Origin of the sequence: Shewanella sp. 2_MG-2023, from assembly GCF_030548905.1 — a bacterium.
In the GTDB taxonomy this organism is placed as follows: Bacteria; Pseudomonadota; Gammaproteobacteria; order Enterobacterales; family Shewanellaceae; genus Shewanella; species Shewanella electrodiphila.
Window position 1 is genome coordinate 37,131 of record NZ_JAUOSO010000022.1, and the last position, 16,377, is coordinate 53,507.

General features: G+C 38.8%; 18 protein-coding genes and 1 tRNA gene. All 19 read right to left on the reverse strand.

Annotation, left to right across the window (positions count from 1 at the left end; genetic code table 11):
* Positions 1 to 44: 44 nt before the first annotated feature.
* The 19 genes from Q4600_RS18585 to Q4600_RS18675 all read right to left on the reverse strand — a co-directional run bounded on the left by Q4600_RS18585 (position 45) and on the right by Q4600_RS18675 (position 16,304).
* Positions 45 to 1,640, reverse strand: coding sequence for a hybrid sensor histidine kinase/response regulator (locus Q4600_RS18585; RefSeq protein WP_303517451.1), 1,596 nt, complete (start codon positions 1,638 to 1,640; stop codon positions 45 to 47).
* 62 nt (positions 1,641 to 1,702) lie between these two features.
* On the reverse strand, positions 1,703 to 2,365 hold the full coding sequence (locus tag Q4600_RS18590) for a potassium channel family protein (protein WP_102527126.1): 663 nt from the start codon (positions 2,363 to 2,365) through the stop codon (positions 1,703 to 1,705).
* A gap of 6 nt (positions 2,366 to 2,371) precedes the next feature.
* On the reverse strand, positions 2,372 to 3,490 hold the full coding sequence (locus Q4600_RS18595; protein WP_303517455.1) for an AI-2E family transporter: 1,119 nt from the start codon (positions 3,488 to 3,490) through the stop codon (positions 2,372 to 2,374).
* Positions 3,491 to 3,778: 288 nt separating this feature from the next.
* Positions 3,779 to 4,876 carry an AraC family transcriptional regulator gene (locus Q4600_RS18600; protein ID WP_303517459.1) on the reverse strand — a complete coding sequence of 366 codons (1,098 nt, stop codon included), beginning with the start codon at positions 4,874 to 4,876 and terminating at the stop codon, positions 3,779 to 3,781.
* 67 nt (positions 4,877 to 4,943) lie between these two features.
* Positions 4,944 to 5,993, reverse strand: a complete 1,050-nt coding sequence (locus Q4600_RS18605) for a DUF2955 domain-containing protein (protein WP_102527129.1) — start codon at positions 5,991 to 5,993, stop codon at positions 4,944 to 4,946.
* Positions 5,983 to 7,155 (reverse strand): HlyD family secretion protein, encoded by a 1,173-nt coding sequence (locus tag Q4600_RS18610; protein ID WP_303517463.1) that lies wholly within the window; start codon positions 7,153 to 7,155, stop codon positions 5,983 to 5,985. The genes Q4600_RS18605 and Q4600_RS18610 overlap by 11 nt, the downstream gene beginning before the upstream one ends.
* A 259-nt stretch (positions 7,156 to 7,414) precedes the next feature.
* Entirely contained in the window at positions 7,415 to 7,813 is a 399-nt protein-coding gene (locus Q4600_RS18615) for an ACT domain-containing protein (RefSeq protein WP_248956009.1), read from the reverse strand.
* Between the two features lie 83 nt (positions 7,814 to 7,896).
* Entirely contained in the window at positions 7,897 to 8,394 is a 498-nt protein-coding gene (locus tag Q4600_RS18620; protein WP_303517469.1) for a nuclear transport factor 2 family protein, read from the reverse strand.
* Between the two features lie 180 nt (positions 8,395 to 8,574).
* Positions 8,575 to 9,039, reverse strand: a complete 465-nt coding sequence (locus tag Q4600_RS18625) for a GNAT family N-acetyltransferase (RefSeq protein ID WP_157936197.1) — start codon at positions 9,037 to 9,039, stop codon at positions 8,575 to 8,577.
* Between the two features lie 322 nt (positions 9,040 to 9,361).
* On the reverse strand, positions 9,362 to 9,784 hold the full coding sequence (locus tag Q4600_RS18630) for an N-acetyltransferase (protein ID WP_303517473.1): 423 nt from the start codon (positions 9,782 to 9,784) through the stop codon (positions 9,362 to 9,364).
* A 125-nt stretch (positions 9,785 to 9,909) separates the two neighbouring features.
* Positions 9,910 to 10,485 (reverse strand): YdeI family protein, encoded by a 576-nt coding sequence (locus Q4600_RS18635; RefSeq protein WP_303517476.1) that lies wholly within the window; start codon positions 10,483 to 10,485, stop codon positions 9,910 to 9,912.
* A gap of 31 nt (positions 10,486 to 10,516) precedes the next feature.
* Entirely contained in the window at positions 10,517 to 10,882 is a 366-nt protein-coding gene (locus tag Q4600_RS18640; protein ID WP_102527135.1) for a hypothetical protein, read from the reverse strand.
* 132 nt (positions 10,883 to 11,014) lie between these two features.
* Positions 11,015 to 11,770, reverse strand: a complete 756-nt coding sequence (locus Q4600_RS18645) for a lysozyme inhibitor LprI family protein (protein ID WP_303517483.1) — start codon at positions 11,768 to 11,770, stop codon at positions 11,015 to 11,017.
* A gap of 111 nt (positions 11,771 to 11,881) precedes the next feature.
* Complete coding sequence (locus Q4600_RS18650) at positions 11,882 to 12,259, reverse strand: GFA family protein (RefSeq protein ID WP_303517486.1); 378 nt, start codon at positions 12,257 to 12,259, stop codon at positions 11,882 to 11,884.
* Positions 12,260 to 12,964: 705 nt separating this feature from the next.
* Positions 12,965 to 13,450 carry a hypothetical protein gene (locus Q4600_RS18655; protein WP_303517489.1) on the reverse strand — a complete coding sequence of 162 codons (486 nt, stop codon included), beginning with the start codon at positions 13,448 to 13,450 and terminating at the stop codon, positions 12,965 to 12,967.
* 116 nt (positions 13,451 to 13,566) lie between these two features.
* Positions 13,567 to 14,412: a trypsin-like serine protease gene (locus tag Q4600_RS18660; protein WP_303517491.1), complete on the reverse strand. Its 846-nt coding sequence runs from the start codon at positions 14,410 to 14,412 to the stop codon at positions 13,567 to 13,569.
* A gap of 38 nt (positions 14,413 to 14,450) precedes the next feature.
* A complete protein-coding gene (locus Q4600_RS18665; protein WP_303517492.1) occupies positions 14,451 to 14,816 on the reverse strand; it encodes a cupin domain-containing protein in 366 nt (121 codons plus the stop codon).
* 953 nt (positions 14,817 to 15,769) lie between these two features.
* Positions 15,770 to 15,860, reverse strand: a tRNA-Ser gene (locus Q4600_RS18670).
* A 111-nt stretch (positions 15,861 to 15,971) separates the two neighbouring features.
* Positions 15,972 to 16,304, reverse strand: a complete 333-nt coding sequence (locus Q4600_RS18675; RefSeq protein ID WP_102527139.1) for a hypothetical protein — start codon at positions 16,302 to 16,304, stop codon at positions 15,972 to 15,974.
* Between the last annotated feature and the right edge of the window lie 73 nt (positions 16,305 to 16,377).

The following is a 16,377-nucleotide window of genomic DNA, read 5'->3' on the forward strand; positions in this document are numbered from 1 at the left end:
AACCTGCTCATTCGACTTAACCCTATAAAATAAAATCAACTTGGTTAATGCGGTAAAAAAACTGAAATATTAGTGGTATTGTTTTCATCATCGACGCTCAGCGACACTTTACCTCGCTGAGCTTCTGCAAGGAGTTTAGCTGAGTAAGTACCTATGCCTGTGCCATTATCCTTTCCAGCTGAGGTATATTTTTGCCAAAAGGTGTCACGGATCTCTTTATCAACAACACCAAGGTTTTGAATGCTTATTCGCAGCATAGGTGTAGCGTTATCTTCATCTTCTGAGCGAGATAGAGAAATTGATACTCGAGTTTTATTTGGCGCAGCCTCGCAGGCATTTTTAAGCAAGTTAAATAACATCGAATAACTGAGGCTCTCATCCCCCATCACTTGATAATCTTCATCACCATTTTCTTCGCAATCTAGGTATATCAGTAGATGTTTTACTTGGAAGGTTTTCTTCAACACTGCAATCATTTTTTGCAGCAAGTTGATGATTGAAAATGGCTTTGCCTGCAAGTTAAATCGACCGGTTTCAATCTTGTAAAGCTCACTAGACATATTGATCATATTCAGTAATTGAAATGACATGTCTTCAGCAATATCAGCATTTTCATGGTTGCTTTTAGAAATATAGGGGTCATGTTTGATTTGCTCTATCAGTGCCATCAATCCAGCTATTGGACCTTTTAAATCATGCTGTAACACCTGTTGAACCTCTTGTTTCAACTTTTCGGTGGCCACCATATTGTCAAAGTCGGATTGCAGATTCTTATGCATCTGCACATAAGCCATGAGGTTTCTAACCCTCAATCTTAATAACTCTGGTTGTATCGGCTTACTAATAAAATCTACAGCGCCACCATCAAGTCCTTGCACTTGATACTTATCTTCTGTCAGTGCTGTTACAAAGATAACAGGAGTATGGGTGGATTGAGGGTGCTCACGAAGCCGTTTTAATACTTCGAATCCGTCCATCTCTGGCATCATAATATCTAGTAAAATTAAATCAGGCGGATTATCAGATTGAGCAATCTCAATGGCTTTTTGACCATTTTTTGCCAGTTTAACTTGATAGTCATCTTTTAGTAGGCCGCCAATTAAAGTGAGGTTTTCAGTGGTATCGTCCACCACCAACACTGAAGACTTTTTGATTTTATTTGTCGGTGAGATGTCTTGTGGATGCTCATCTTGTTGTAAGCTGTCTAGCGGATTAGCAACTAACTCTTTTGCAGTAATTGAAGAAACTTTATTACTGATTTGACCTTGTAAGCATTGCAACACTCTTTGCTGCAAGGTAGCAGTAGTAAAAGGTTTAATCACAAGATCAGTAACCCCTTTACTAATGGCGGCGCTAACCCTTTCTCTTGCAGCTTCGGCCGTTATCATTAAAAAAGGCAGGTGTTGCCACTTAGGAGTCTGCCTTACTTCACAGAGCAATTCGATACCTGTCATCACCGGCATATTCCAATCAGAAATTATCAGATCGATATGATAGTTTTGCAGTATTTTTAGTGCCTTGGCACCATTCTCTGCTTGATAAACATGACCAATACCAAAACGTTTGAGCTGATCGGAGCTGATTTTTCGGATGGCATCCATATCATCAACAATTAACACATTTTTCTTTGATAACTCCATGTGACCTCTTCTAAGCAGATTCAATCACTTTACTCAACGAAAGGTAAAGTTTGAGTCACTTATTATTCTTTTTCATTCTGAGACATTTTGGCACCCACTAAACTTGCAACAATAATCGCCATATAGAACTGGCCAAATATGGCTTCAAAGAATGCAAAAAAACGGGCTATTGGTATTGCAGGGGTTATCTCTCCATACCCCACGGTAGAAAGCGTGATATAGCTGTAATAAATCACCAAAGATAAATTATCAGTCCACTTTTTCACTTCTACGCCATTAAAGGCGACACCAAATATTTCAATAATCAGTAGGTAAATAAATGCCCAAATAAGCCCTAAAAGTAAAAATATACAGATAGAGCCAATAATTTGGTTTGATGAAATTTTGCCGCTAAAAATAACTTGTTTGGCCGCGCGCCAAGTTGCTGCAATTAAGAAAGATAATATGGTGAGTAAACCAAGAATATCGAGGTTTAATAATTCAAAAACTGAACCAATGCTGGCAAATAATAAGGTTGTTATCATTAAGCCAAAAGTTGAGCGTATCCATTTTTTGTTGGCGCCTAAGCCAATAACTGAAATGGATAAACTCATTACCGTTGTAGCAACAACGATCATTTGCCCCGAATCAAAAAACTGCTCGACGAGTGCCGCACTTAATAACACTAAAACTAAAGACCCCAGTAAATAACTAAAGTTGTCTTCTTGCGACATAGGGGTACCCATCAACTATTATCCTTCGTTTTTTTCAATTTCAGGAAGTAATGCTTCAGTATCCACTTCTGCAGTTTCGACCACTAACCATGCAGTAAATAACTTGTAACTCAATGCCAGTATAACAGCACCAACAAACAAGCCAACAATCCCTGACAAAATCATTCCGCCAATAGCACCTAATAAGATGACTAACATCGGAATATCAACACCACGTCCCATGAGCATAGGTTTCAAGAAGGCATCACTTGCGCTCACAAGAATACTCCAAATCATAAACAGAATTGCCGTTGTTGAAGACTCAACACTGAATACATAAGCAATGATAGGACCTAAAATTAAAATTGGCGGCAATTGAATAATGGCTAAAATAAGTACCATAAGCATCCAAATCCCAGTACCAGGGACACCTGCTAGCCCTAAGCCCACTCCCGCGAGAATAGATTGAATAAAGGCAACACCAATGACCCCTTGCACCACACTTCTGACTGTCGCAACAGCAAGAGCTGAAAACTCTTCGCCGTGTTTTCCAGCAAGGCGCACTGACACTTTGTGGAACATTTGATTTGAGCCTTCAGCTTTGCCCATAAACACGCCAGCAATAATAATGGATATTAAAAACTGTAATACAGTCATGCCAAAGCTACCAAAAGCACCCGCGGCCTTGGTTGAAAAAGCTTTTATCTCGTCAGCATAGGTTTTTACCAGCATCTCAATATCTGAATTGGCAGAAGACCAAAAGTTATATAACTTGTCACCGATTAACGGTAAGTCTGCGACAGACTCTTTTGGCGCTGGGATCTCCAAAGTGCCATCATGCACTTCAGCGACAAAATCTTGTGTACTTGACACAATTGCGCCAGAAAACAGTACTGTGGGTGCAATTAAAGAAGCTAAACATAGCAGCGTGATTAATAAACTAGACTTAGCCACTGTCAGTTTAAGCTTGCGGCTAATAAGCTTAACGACTGGATATAAGGCAATCGCAATAATGCCGCCCCACAGAATAGGCATAATAAAAGGCTGAACAATTTTAAAACACCACACCACCATGATAAAAATTAGTACAATTTTTATCGCGGCATCTACAGCTGCATGAGTAAACTCTGCAGAGGTCGAAATTGGTTTATCACTCATATATGTCTATCCCTGGTTTAGTGTCATTCCATTTAAAAGTAAATTTAACAACTCAAGATGTCAGCACTGCGTTGCTAAGCTATTTAAACAAAAGTAATTTCGAAACAATTCTGATTAAAAATATAGCGCAACTGAGGCAATAAAACATCCGCAACAACACAAAAACATTTCATTATCCATCAGTAGTTTAATAAAAGAACATTAAAATCTGCATATGTGTATTTTTACGATATAAAACGATGAGTTAATCCACTTAATTAAAGCGTTTAAATAAGGCGCCTTAGATCGCTATTGATCTATTGAGATGTTTTGACGAAACACTCTAGGAGAGTGCCCAGACATTCGCTTAAATGCCCTTGAGAAGTGAGCAACATCAGAATAACCTAATGTCGCAGAGATTTGAGTCACTGAAATGGCACCATCAGACAGCATTTCTTTTGCCTGTTTAAAACAGATCCCATCTACCATTTGCCTGTAACTCATTCCTTCTTCGCTTAATCTTCTTTGAAGTGTGCGGACACTGAGCCCAAGTAAATCGGCAGCCGTTGTAACGGGAATGCGCCCCAAAGACAAATAAGGCAATAAAGCAAATTGCAGGCTTTCAACAAAACCTTTAGGGCCTTCAACAACCGGGCTCATCACCTGTTGCCAGCCATTTTTCAGTTTCACTTTTCCAGCAAGTACCGAGTCAGAAATGCTCAATGCGGTAACTTGCCTACCATAAAACACCAGTGGCTGATTAAGTTTAAGGACGTTGAGGTAATCGACTTCAGTTGCTGACTGCAAAGCAATATCAGCAGGTTGCCATTGAGCCTGAGTGAGTGAACGTACAAGCTCCACCATCATGGTAAGCGCAAATTGCTCAGCCACACTACTTTCAATAGGATCATTTTTTAAGCGATGCCTAACAAACCAGACTTTACCCAAGCCTGTTTTAAGATGAACATTGGTTTGCTTTGACTCTAAATTAACCACATGGGTAAAATCGACAATAGCTTGTTTAACAGTGCCATTCAGCGTGATCTTAGCTAAGTGCTGAGGAACAAAAATAGTGCGAGCGACTTGAAATAACCACTCAGAAAAGCGCTTACTGCCAAGTTTAGCAGAGATTAATTTAAGTAAATTGAGTACAGCTTGTTCAGAAACATAATCATGATTAGAAGTTAATAAACTAGCAGGTAAACCAGCTTGCTCAATGAGTGGATAGACATTGTTATCAAAGTCTTTAAGTCTAGCGACAAAGGGCGCAATATACTCAGCTCTTAATAGCGGAATAAAAGCGCCTTCTAATCCCGCATCGACAGCAGCGATTGAAGTCTCAACTTTGTTTGAGCTCATAACGCCTGTTGAAGAGGTAAGCTTTTTAGCATGACGTTTTGACTGCACTTTTATGACCTCTCACTTAGCTGCGTTTACAACAAGGTTAAGCTTCCTTAATTCCATATTTATTTACTTATACAGCGCTTCTTTTAGTCAAAAACTTCCAATTACGAGTTTCTAAAAAGAAAGATGCAACAACCATATAAACTCCCACCATAAACAATTGCGCTATACGAATATAAAAGTTTGTCGCAACATCCGCATCGGTGGAGGATGCAGTCGAACCAACGACCACAAGCAACGCAGAAAATATACCGGCAAAGATAGGCGCTTTAGCGGGGTCGGAATATATTTTTTGACTGAAAAAAAGTGCGCATATCATCGCTAAGCCAACATAAAAAACTAACTCAGGCACGATAACAAGCAAGTTATAAAACACCACTGCCAATGCACCGCCAATGCCATTAGTTATCAATAAAAATAGGCTGACTTTTACACTTTTACTTCCAGCTGATTGCAACGATAAAATCGCAATAAAAATCATCGTTAACAGTGCACCTGTGATTTCAAAAAAATAGAAAAAGGTGATAACTGGAAATGCGATGATTAACGCCCTAACAGACTCATAAAGGCGTTGGTCATTGGTCAAACCTGCGGCAATATGCGTTTCACGATTGGGAGATAAATCAGGTAATAAAATATGCAGCAGAGTAAAAATCAATACCGACACTACACCAGAAAAACTCAAGCCGACTCCAACAACAATCGCTGCACCTGGGTGCAATATACCTAAGTAAGGTAAAACCAAAGTTGAAACAATCAAAATAGTGGCAAAGAAATTCCACTTAGGATCAGAAAATAAGTAATAAGCCCACAGCATCAATAACGCTAATAAAGGTAGCAAGACTAATGGATACTGCACCGGCCCAAAACTGACCAACCAAGCAATGGCAATCGTGACCACCATTGATATTAATAATTCATAGACTGTTTGTACCGTAGGCTCGGTTCTATCCACTAAAAACTTAGCCACAAGCACGGGAACAATAAAAGCCAGTTGCCAAGCAAATATCGCTGAAATAGTCACAGCTAAACCGATACCCAGAGTGAAGCGAAGCACTCGACGTGTAAAAATCGCTTCTTCTAGGACAGGATCAATTGTAGCTGCTGTACTATCTGACATAAGAGAACCAACTGACTAGACGGATCCAAAATTTGCCAAATAAATTCATCATTGAGCTTTCTTGGGTATATACCATTACATCAACTTGACCACCAACACGACGTAGCCCTTTGGCTTCATCTTCATCAAATACAATGGTCACAGGAAAACGTTGTGATTGTCTTAACCAGCCTGTTTGCCCTGTAGTTTGTGCAAGTTTACCTGTTTGTTCGTTCTGGCCCCAATCAACACCATAGTCAATATATGCCACTTTACCGCTAAATATTTTTCCTGGTGCATAGTCGAGTGCAAACTCAACTTTGTCGCCTGTTTTCATGTTACCTAGACTGTTTTCTCTGAAGTTGGCTTCAATCCACACATCTTCTGAAGATATAAAGGTCATCACAGGTTGACCAGCACTGGCATAAAACCCTTCTTTTAAACGAAAATTAGAAGCCACGCCATTGGTTGGCGCTTTGATTTGTGTTCGTGCAAGGTTAAGTTCTGCTTGCTCAAGTGCCAGTAACGCTGATTTGACTGCGGTATTATTTTCACCTTCTGAACCTAAACGTTCTTCTGCTTTAGCAAGGTCAGCATTTGCGGCAGCAACGCCTGCCTCTGCGCTAGCTAATTCAGCTCGGGCATTATCGGCATCCGCTTTTGACATGACATTTTGTTCAACCATGGTAAAAATACGTTTGGACTGAACTTTCGCATTTGTTAGGTTGGCCTCAGCATTAGCAACCTTGGCTTTTGCGGCTGTCACATTAGCCGTTAACGCCCCCATATTTTGCCCCGCTTGAGTCACATTTTGCTCAGCGGTATAAAGTGCAATTTCGTAATCCCTTGGGTTAATCCGTGCGAGAACTTGTCCTTCTAAAATGAGGGTATTTGGCGTTGTCAGAATTTCAATCACTTCACCGGAAACTTGCGGCGTAATCGGTACCACATAGCCACGCATACGCCCTAAATCGGTTGAAGGAATATAACGGTCTGCAAAAAGATGAAACACAAACAAAAAAGCAACCACAAGAAGGATCATGTTAGTCACTTTTCTAATCTTTTGATTTTTGGCTTTTTCAGCAGGCGTATCGGCCTCGGGAGCATTGTCGACTTGAGGCTGAGCTTCTTCTGCCTTAACAGCCACCTCAGTTGAAGAAACTTCTTTATTCTTATCAGTCATAACCTTCCCTTGAATCCATGCATTGAACGCAGCTAAATAACGTGACTAGCTCATCAAAATGTTAACAACAAATTGGTGAGTTGTTACTGTTAATGCAGTATAGAATTATTTCGATGTAGAACTCAAATATAACCATAAAATTAGCCAGTTATATTCATTGTCAATTGAGCTAATATGTTTCGATAGTTGCGAAATGAATCAATAGCTATGTTAAGAAAGGTGATGACAAATCAGGGATACTCTTTATTAAGCAGCAAAATTAAGCAGCAAACTCCTTTAATGCTTGCATGGCCAATGACGCTTTATCAGCTGGTACAAATATATGGTCATGATAGTAAGCCGCGATGACATTAGCGCTAATGCCATAATCCGTTAACTTGTGAGAAATTGCTGCTGTTAAGCCCACGGCCTCAAGGCTCGAATGTACGCTTAACGTAATTTGTTTAAACCGAACGTCAAATGCCAGATAACCCTGAATAGCAGCTTCTACGGTTAATACTAACGTTAAGCCTTCTTGTTCTTTAAAACAGCAAAGCGGTTCTAAATGTGCATAATCTGCAAGTTGTCCATTCACACTGCAAAACACAAACTCGCCAGCTTGTAACTCTGGCGACATGTCTGCCAGAAGTTGTGATAATTCTGTAATGCCCGATGTCATTGCATTCCCCTTAAATTCATACAATACCTTTAATCAGGTAACCAACAAACTTTAATCAGATAACCAACAACCTCTATGATTTATTATTGGCTGTAATGTCTAATCACAGACACTTTTCCGTTTTCAATTTCAAGCACTTCGAACGATGAATTATCGTGCAGAATTACTTTGCCATTATCTGGATGTGTTCCTTTAGAAACGGTATCAAACTCAATCATAATGACATTGTGACCAAAAGCTGAGTTAGTCAGTGTGGCGGAATACTCATCGTGTGACGCAAGGTAATAGGTCATTCCTTTGCGAAGTGCAGCTTTGCCATCTGGCTGACGGCTATCATCATCACTCCACGGTAAATGTTGATAACCAATATCATCGGTTAATAGCGATAAGTAGTTTTCTAAGTCTTGCGCGGTAGCATTTGGCTGTTGTGTCCCCTTCCAAGCCTCAAAGTAAACTTGGGTAAATGCAGCGTAATCAAAATCAGTTCTTTGCTTCACTTCATCTGCAATAGTAGACAATGGCATCAATATTAATACTGATAAAAAGCCTAATAAGACTCGGGTTGAAATCCTTGTTTTCATAACACTTCCTTTTACGTTATTCACAAATGATTGCACTAGTGACTCAACTAGCGACTTAATACATTGGTAAATACACTTAACACATAAGCAATCACTAATTAAACATGTAACCTACTGAATTAAAGTTCAAATCGCAACTCATCAGGTCATATTCATTTTTGATTTACCGCCAAACTCCAATTACATAGTCTTCTGATATTCAAACAACCAAAAAGGCTCATTAATATCAGGCTGCACTTCACCCACTTTGACATAGCCGAGTTTTTCATAGAAATGGTGATTTCGAAATGCTTTAAATGGAGTAACCAGTGACCAACAAGTCACTCTTGGGTAGTGACTCTCAAGTTGTTTAACCACTTGAGAACCAATGCGCTTATCTTGAAAATCTGGCGTAATAAAGAAGTATTTTATTTCAATTTCTTGATGGTTTTTAATCACAGCAAGAATGCCACCAGCAACTTCATCACCATATTTAATCAGGTAGTAATGCCCCGCTTCCACACTTTGTAAATGCCACGCTGTTGACTCAATATGCGGAGGGAAACTGCCATATTGTTCAAAATCGGCTTGAAAAGCATCTACAGCTAAATTCTTTAACTGTAACGCATCTTCAGCACTTGCTAACACTAACCTTGATTTGGGCATGCTTTCACTCATTTATATAAGAGAAACTCAACGGCAGCGATCAAAAAAACAATTAACCTCAAAGACCGCAGACGGATAAGCCTCTTACGTTGCCAAAGCTAAGTGATAAAATCAATGTTTGTAGTGGTCAATACCGTTTATACATGGCTTATAAAGCGGGGAAATTTGAAATTAAATATCCCCGAGCCAAAAGATGACAACTGTTCAATATAAAGGGAGTAAAGAGAAAAGTCAGAAGGAGTATAGAGGGTTTGTAATAGTCAATTAACCCCGTTCAACACTTGGGATAAGCACACAAATCCGCGCGGCCAGTCCTTATTTACTAGGAGATTTGTCTCGACATGTAAAAGAACCTATCTTCTTCTTTATCTACCTCAAAGTTATTCCTAATGTATAGATGATATGCAGGACTAATTTTAAGAACTCGTAACCTAAGTTGATTTACACCAGCTTTGATTGCTAACCGTTCACACTCTGCCAGGGCAGCTGCACCAATACCTTTATTTTGAAATGTTTCACTAACCTGTAGATCTCGGATATAACAGCCATCACTATCAAAGGCTAAACGAATTGCACCCACCACCGATCCGTTGAAAAGAATGTCCCAGTTTTCTAGGTCAACAATTTGCTCATGTATCGTAGACTGTTCCCAATTTACAGAATGGTGTTCATAGTATGAACGCATGTTTTTAAATGTAATATCTGCCGATGCACAAAGATCGGCTGTTGGTTGATATGAAATCATTAAAATCTCCTAATGCCGTAATAAGCCAACTAAAACAGCGGGTTAACATGTGGAGCAAATCACACCTTAAGCCACTGTTTCAGCTTAGTTAAACGACCTTTCCATGCTTTTAGGCTTATACGGAGTTAAGTCGGCTTTTCTTCTTTGACAAGCATGTCCATGAATTTTTTAAATCGCCTTTGTCTAGTCTCTGGTTTCTTCGCACTTGTTAAGCCGTAAGCGATAACATAGCGACTCGACTTATTGAGTGTTTCAAAAAACAATTTTGCCTTAGGCTGATTTTCCACAGCAGTTAAGAAATCTGCTGGGACTTCCATTTTACTCACTGTATAGGCATTCTCCCAACGACCATCCGCTTTCGCTGCATGAACATGCACAAGCCCAGCTTCTTTCATTCGGTTTTCGCTTATTAAACGGCCAACATGTTCTGTATTCCTTTTAGACCAGTTGCTTCGTATCGTCCTAGGAGTTATGCGCTGCAGATAAGCTTGCTCATCAATTGACTTTTTTATGCCATCAATCCAGCCATAGCATAAAACCTCTATCACTACATCATTCCAAGTAACACTCTGGGTTCCAGAATTTTTCTTGAATATTTTTACCCATAATTCACTTTCAGTTGCATGATGCTCAGCGAGCCACTCACTGAGGTCTTTTGATGTTACAAATGTCTTGATTCTCGACAAATCTGCTTCAGGCATCTAATTAGGTTCTCTTTGGCATAATATGCACTTAAACACCACTATACCCCATAAACTTTAGCCAAGAATTCCTCTCTGTTTTTAATTGTGCAGAAAGAAAACTATATGCCCATGCTCGTTTAGTGTTATTGGTATCTGAAAAATTTAAGTCTTCGCAAACCGCATTTCTTATTAACTCATGTAGTGCTTTATTACCATTTTGGTAATACTTATCTAAAAGGATAAGTGCTAATTTCGTCTGTTCCAGTGAGCTTGAGTCAATCTGGTTCTGCGTAAATTGAACAAAGACATCTACCTCAAAAGAAAGTAAACCATCTTGCTGGTTGAATTTATCTGTAACTTCAGGAAAGAATTTTTTAACCTCGTTCAAAAATTCGCTTCGATGCAGATTACTCATGCTTCTCCCTGTATATAACGTCCCAAACAGCGGCATAAATTGGTTTGCTATAATTGTGAGCAAAGCGAAACATAGCCAACAGTTACGTGTCCTTGTTTATTTTCGTGTTAGCTTCCATTGAGCGAATAACTATTAGGGGGCAGGAACTGTTATTCCTGTATTTATTATTGCTTTATGGTTAGGTAAGTTAACAAAAATCCATTGTCTAAACTTATCTAACTTCAAGCTATTTTGTGTTCGACCGCTTTTACGAATATATGCCCAAACATACTCTTCCATAAAGCCTGCTTCATATATAATAACTAACTCATCTAAATATTTATCTGGTGTAACAGCTTTATTAGCTTTTAATTCTTGCCAGATTTGTGCTGTTTTTGACCGTGCAAAGAGCTCTCTTTTATACAGGTTAGGTTGTCCACTTTCCTCAAGCTCTATTGGCCAAGTTTTTAATGCCATTCCATAGAGCAGCCAGCCATGCATTGCATTCTTATCATTTAATATACTTTTACTGATAATTATTTGATCATTTCTAGCATCTTTTTTAGAACTTCCAATTAATTTAGAGTACAGCTCTAATTCCTTAGTTCTCTCAGCACTTAATCTTGATATACACTCTAAGGAGTTGGAATCAGCAATATTACTTTTAATCCAATGTCCTTTTTTAGGTAAATCACTTTCAAATTCACAAACAGCATCCCTGTATCTAATCCATAGAAGTTGAGCTTTTTTAAGTTTCTGAATCTGATTTTTATTTAGAAATTTAACCGTATTCATATACGCTATATTTAACTGTTCATCGTGCTGAATAGCACTTTTAACAAGATCACCAGCAGAACAAAAAAACGGGGTTATTATTAATAAAAATGCTATTTTTCTAATTTGGTGCATCGACACATCCTTGTGAAGCTAACGCCTCGTTAAGAGGCAAATAATATGTTGGCTAAAATAAGCGACGCAGGAGCATATTTGTCCTGCTTTGACGGCTTGTTATAACGGACTTTACTCATACTCTTGTTGTTGAGGTAAGTTATCAGCTATGTCATGCCAAGCGGCTTTGCTACCAACATAAATATGACGAGTTGGTTTTACTTTAGGATCGGTGTCTAAGGTGCCAAATGGGAAACCTAAAATATCAGGGTACTCATCAAATTTAGTAAATAGGCTTGAACCACAATTAGAACAAAAACCTTTATGCTCACCAGGAGATGATTCGTAGAATTTTATAAGCTCTTCACCTTGAATCGTTTTCCAGCTTTCAGATGTGATTTTTGCTCTTGTTCTAAACGCCGAAGCATGTAATTTACGACACATACTACAATGACAATTCAGAACATCTTCGAATTCACCATCGATTTCATATTGAACTTGATTACACAAGCAACTTCCTTTGTTTATCACAATACTCTCCGTACGTTATAACATTTGTATAGTGCGCATGCGCGTTTATTTGGCAAAATGCGCATGCACATTTAATAAACCGATTATTTAAGCCTTACTAAAGTAAAGCTATTGATTTATAAGCACTCTACCAGAGTGGTATTGGATAAACGAGCACAAACATTTGCAAAATGAGCATTGAAATTGCTGCCTTATCAGAAGCAATCAGCAGCAGTCACTTATTGATTAGCAAAAGTATCTTACTTATCTGTACTGCTTATCGGGTGTAACTCTCAACGGGACAAAAATGTTTAAGGCCACCAATTCTATACTTCATTTATATTCGCTCAGTTACAGCAGACCATTACTTCAATCTAATCCACTGCCTGCCGCAGGAATGTTCAGGATGAACTGAATGTCGCGATCACATGGATGTGAAAGAGTGACCTTTTGTGCAGATACATCCAAGACACGCCGTAAACAAATCCCAGTGGGCTCTGCGAAAACATCCATGTTTTCGAAGGTCTTGAACGTATCTACACTGGGTTTATTGTCTCTTCGATTTGACTGCATTGGTGATAGTTTAAAGAGCCAAAGCTAGTAGATCTTACATTTAAAAGACTCCATTTGAATTGAGGACGCTGAAGAAAATAGCGTGAGCCTGACAGCATTAAGAATGGGTGGCCTTATAATTTTTTATAGCTGCTACCAGATTTTCCACCAAGATTTTTTAACACCTGGGTGGGATAGAACTAGATACTGCGGTTCGCTTTCGGAACCGGAATCTGAAATACCCGTGATTTTTACTTTAACATTAAATGGCTCTTGCTCTTGGCTACTGCCGTCTAGCCAGATAAATGTGAATTCACGTTTATCTCTTACATTTTTAGCTGGAGTAACAGGTTCTCCAGTAAACAATTGATCTTCAAACTTACCCTCTACGATTTCGAAGGTATAACCTTGTGGGTTTTCAGGCAGGCTAGTTAACTGGAGAGTTACAAGGCCTGCATCAGAAGTAGATGCAAAGTTTCCATCATCAGTTCCCCGTCTGATCGATTGAACTATAAAGTTCGGTTTTACAGCATCTACCTTTTCTTCGGAGTTACTTTCAAAGCCCGTAAGCATTTGTGCAAAAGACCCAGCAAAAGAGATGCAAGGAATTAATGTAAGTAAGAGAAGTCGTTTTTTCATCTGATGTCTCAGGTTGTATGCAGCTTACGCCCAGTTAATAAGTGAACCATGTGCTGGCAGGCTATTTGCTCAGCAGATGGCATGACAGCCTTGATGAATCTAAATTTAGCAGCTTGTTAAAGAGCATTTGGCGTTAATCCAATGTCTGCACATATTTCCGGTAAAATTTCCTCAGTGAGACCAGTTGGAAGTTCATTTAGTTTAGGCAAAGCCAATTGAAGTTGAGTAACTTCATCTTCGTTCATAATACCTTCAATCCAAGACTTAAAGAAAGAGACTCTAGAATATACTTCTGTAACTCCGTACTTGCCTATTCCTCCACCTTCAACTCTTGAGCTAATGCCCAACAAATAATTTGTATTGGAAGTTTTGATATAAGCTGGCCCGCCGCTATCACCTCCACCAGACACTCCTTCCAAAGGTAAAGCTGAATTGTCACGATCAAATTTAAACTTTAAAAGTGGTCCATTAGTAAAGATGACTTTATTTTCAGCTTTTCTTAGAACCCCAGCATTTTCGTAATTATCTATTGTTTGCCCTGTTAATCCGTTGCCTGTTCCACCAACACCTATAAACCAAGTTGACTTTCCAACCTCATCTGAATATTCGTAAATAGTTGCAGGTTCAATTTCTTTAACGGGGTTAACTAATTTTACTAATGCGATATCGTGACTTTTACCTGGCTTGTAATGCTTGTGCACGAATATCCGTTCAACTTTATGTAGACCATTGTTTAAAGCGATATAACTATCAGAGTTTACACAAAATGTTGCATGCGCGGCGGTTACAATCCATTTAGGTTTAATCAATGTCCCATGAGCGCCATCAACATAAAATGTCGCTAATGGTTCAAAGTCATCAGGAGAAGCAAGGTACTTTTCACCATTAACATCATGTCGTACTACTATTGCTGACACTGATTGGGTTAGAAAAACTAAAATAAAACCTAGGATTATACGCATGACTTTCCTTTGCAATTTAAACAACTTGTTAGCTTTAATTAAATCCAGATGTCGTTATCAGCAGTTAACTCGCCACCTGCCTCTCCAGTGTTTGTGACACCTTGGGGCTCAACAAGTAAAACCTGACAAAGTCCTTTAGCAAATGGTTTATGCTCAACACCTTTTGGTATTACGAACATTTCACCGTTTGTAAGAAGAACTTTACCATCTCTAAATTCAATTTCTAAAGTGCCATCAATAACAATAAAAACTTCGTCGGTATCGTCGTGCGAATGCCATACAAACTCGCCCTCACCTTTAGCTAATTTAAATTGATAATCATTCATTTCAGCAATGACTCTTGGAGACCATAACTCATCAAATTTCGAAAGTTTATTTTTAATATTTATCGGAGAATATTTCATATCGACCTTGCACCTAACGTTTTAGTATTTATGCGTTGCGCTGTTTGCAGGGCATAAATCGCTTGTTGGACTTGGCCGATGCCAGTCTAGGTTAATTTGGTATGCTTTATGCTAAAGAAATTTGCTTTTTTTGATACTGGCTCTGGGCTGTAGAGCTGTTTTGAATTGATTGTATGGCTTGGTATGTACTTTTTTCATTGAAATTTCCTTATCATTGTTGTGTTCCATCACATCTTTTTAATTCTAGTTAATTCAATGAGGATAATATACTCGATTAAGTCCTCATTTGGCTCCGCGCAGCGGCTTAGTTCAACAGCTGTATAGTGCCATGTGCATTTATCACTTCAGGCCTGTGAAAATATGTAACACTAAATAATTGAATTTAATTACATTACTCAAAAAAACATCAATATACCAGCCGTAAAAATGCACATGTGTATTATTTTGAACAATAACCCTGACATTAACTTTTAAAGTGTTGACTTTATTTTTGTCAAAATAGTAAACAAACTTTCCCATCAACGAAGCTTGGAAGCTCTATTCCACAAAGCAAAAACCCGCTAATAAGTTAGCTGACTTTCTAAATATGTCGAAGAGATAGCGTATTTTTGAAAGAGGAACCCTACATTAATGCGCTTCAAAACTAAGTTGTTTTATTTATTAATTCCTAGATAGCAAAAAGCCCGTTACTTTGCAGTAACGGGCTTCTTTAAATATGGCGAAGAGATAGAGGTTTGAACCCTACATTGATGCGCTACAAACCTATATTGTTTTATATATTAAATTCTAGATAGCAAAAAGCCCGCTAATAAATTAGCGGGCTTTTCTTAATATGGCGGAGAGATAGGGATTTGAACCCTAAATGGATTGCGCTACAAACCAATTTGCAATGTTCCAAAATTCAGACACAAAAAAGCCCGCTATTTTTCAATAACGGGCTCTTTCGATAAATATGGCGGAGAGATAGGGATTTGAACCCTAGATGGGCTACAAACCCATGCCGGTTTTCAAGACCGGTGCATTCGACCACTCTGCCATCTCTCCGAACGAGCGAGATAATAGCTATCTCCCTCGCTGCTGTAAAGTAGAAATTGAATAAATTTGTTCATTTGGCTATTTGAGCATCAATTTGGGTCCTAATGCTGAAAAATACACCTATTTATCCATTTTAACTGGCGTAAGGCCTTTAGCACGATCATCAATGGCATCATCTAATTTAAAACCTGCTTGTTTCCATGTTGCCGCTTCTTCAGGGTTAAACTTCTCTTTAGACCAATCCATAGCCGACTCAACATCAAAGCTAGCTTTACTCCACTGCTGAGACTGCTCAGCGTTAAAACCTTTCTTACTCCAAGTTTGTGCTTGAGCTGCATCGAAACCAATAGCCTTCCACTCAGCGATATCTCTCTCTGACATCCCTTTCCATGTTGGGGCTGACGCACAGCCATATAAAAGACAAGCTACCAATATGACGATTAACTTATTCATTAAATACTCCCTTATCTGTAAGTACACGCAAGTGATGAAAATATCATCAAATTAAATATAGTTAGCGATATAC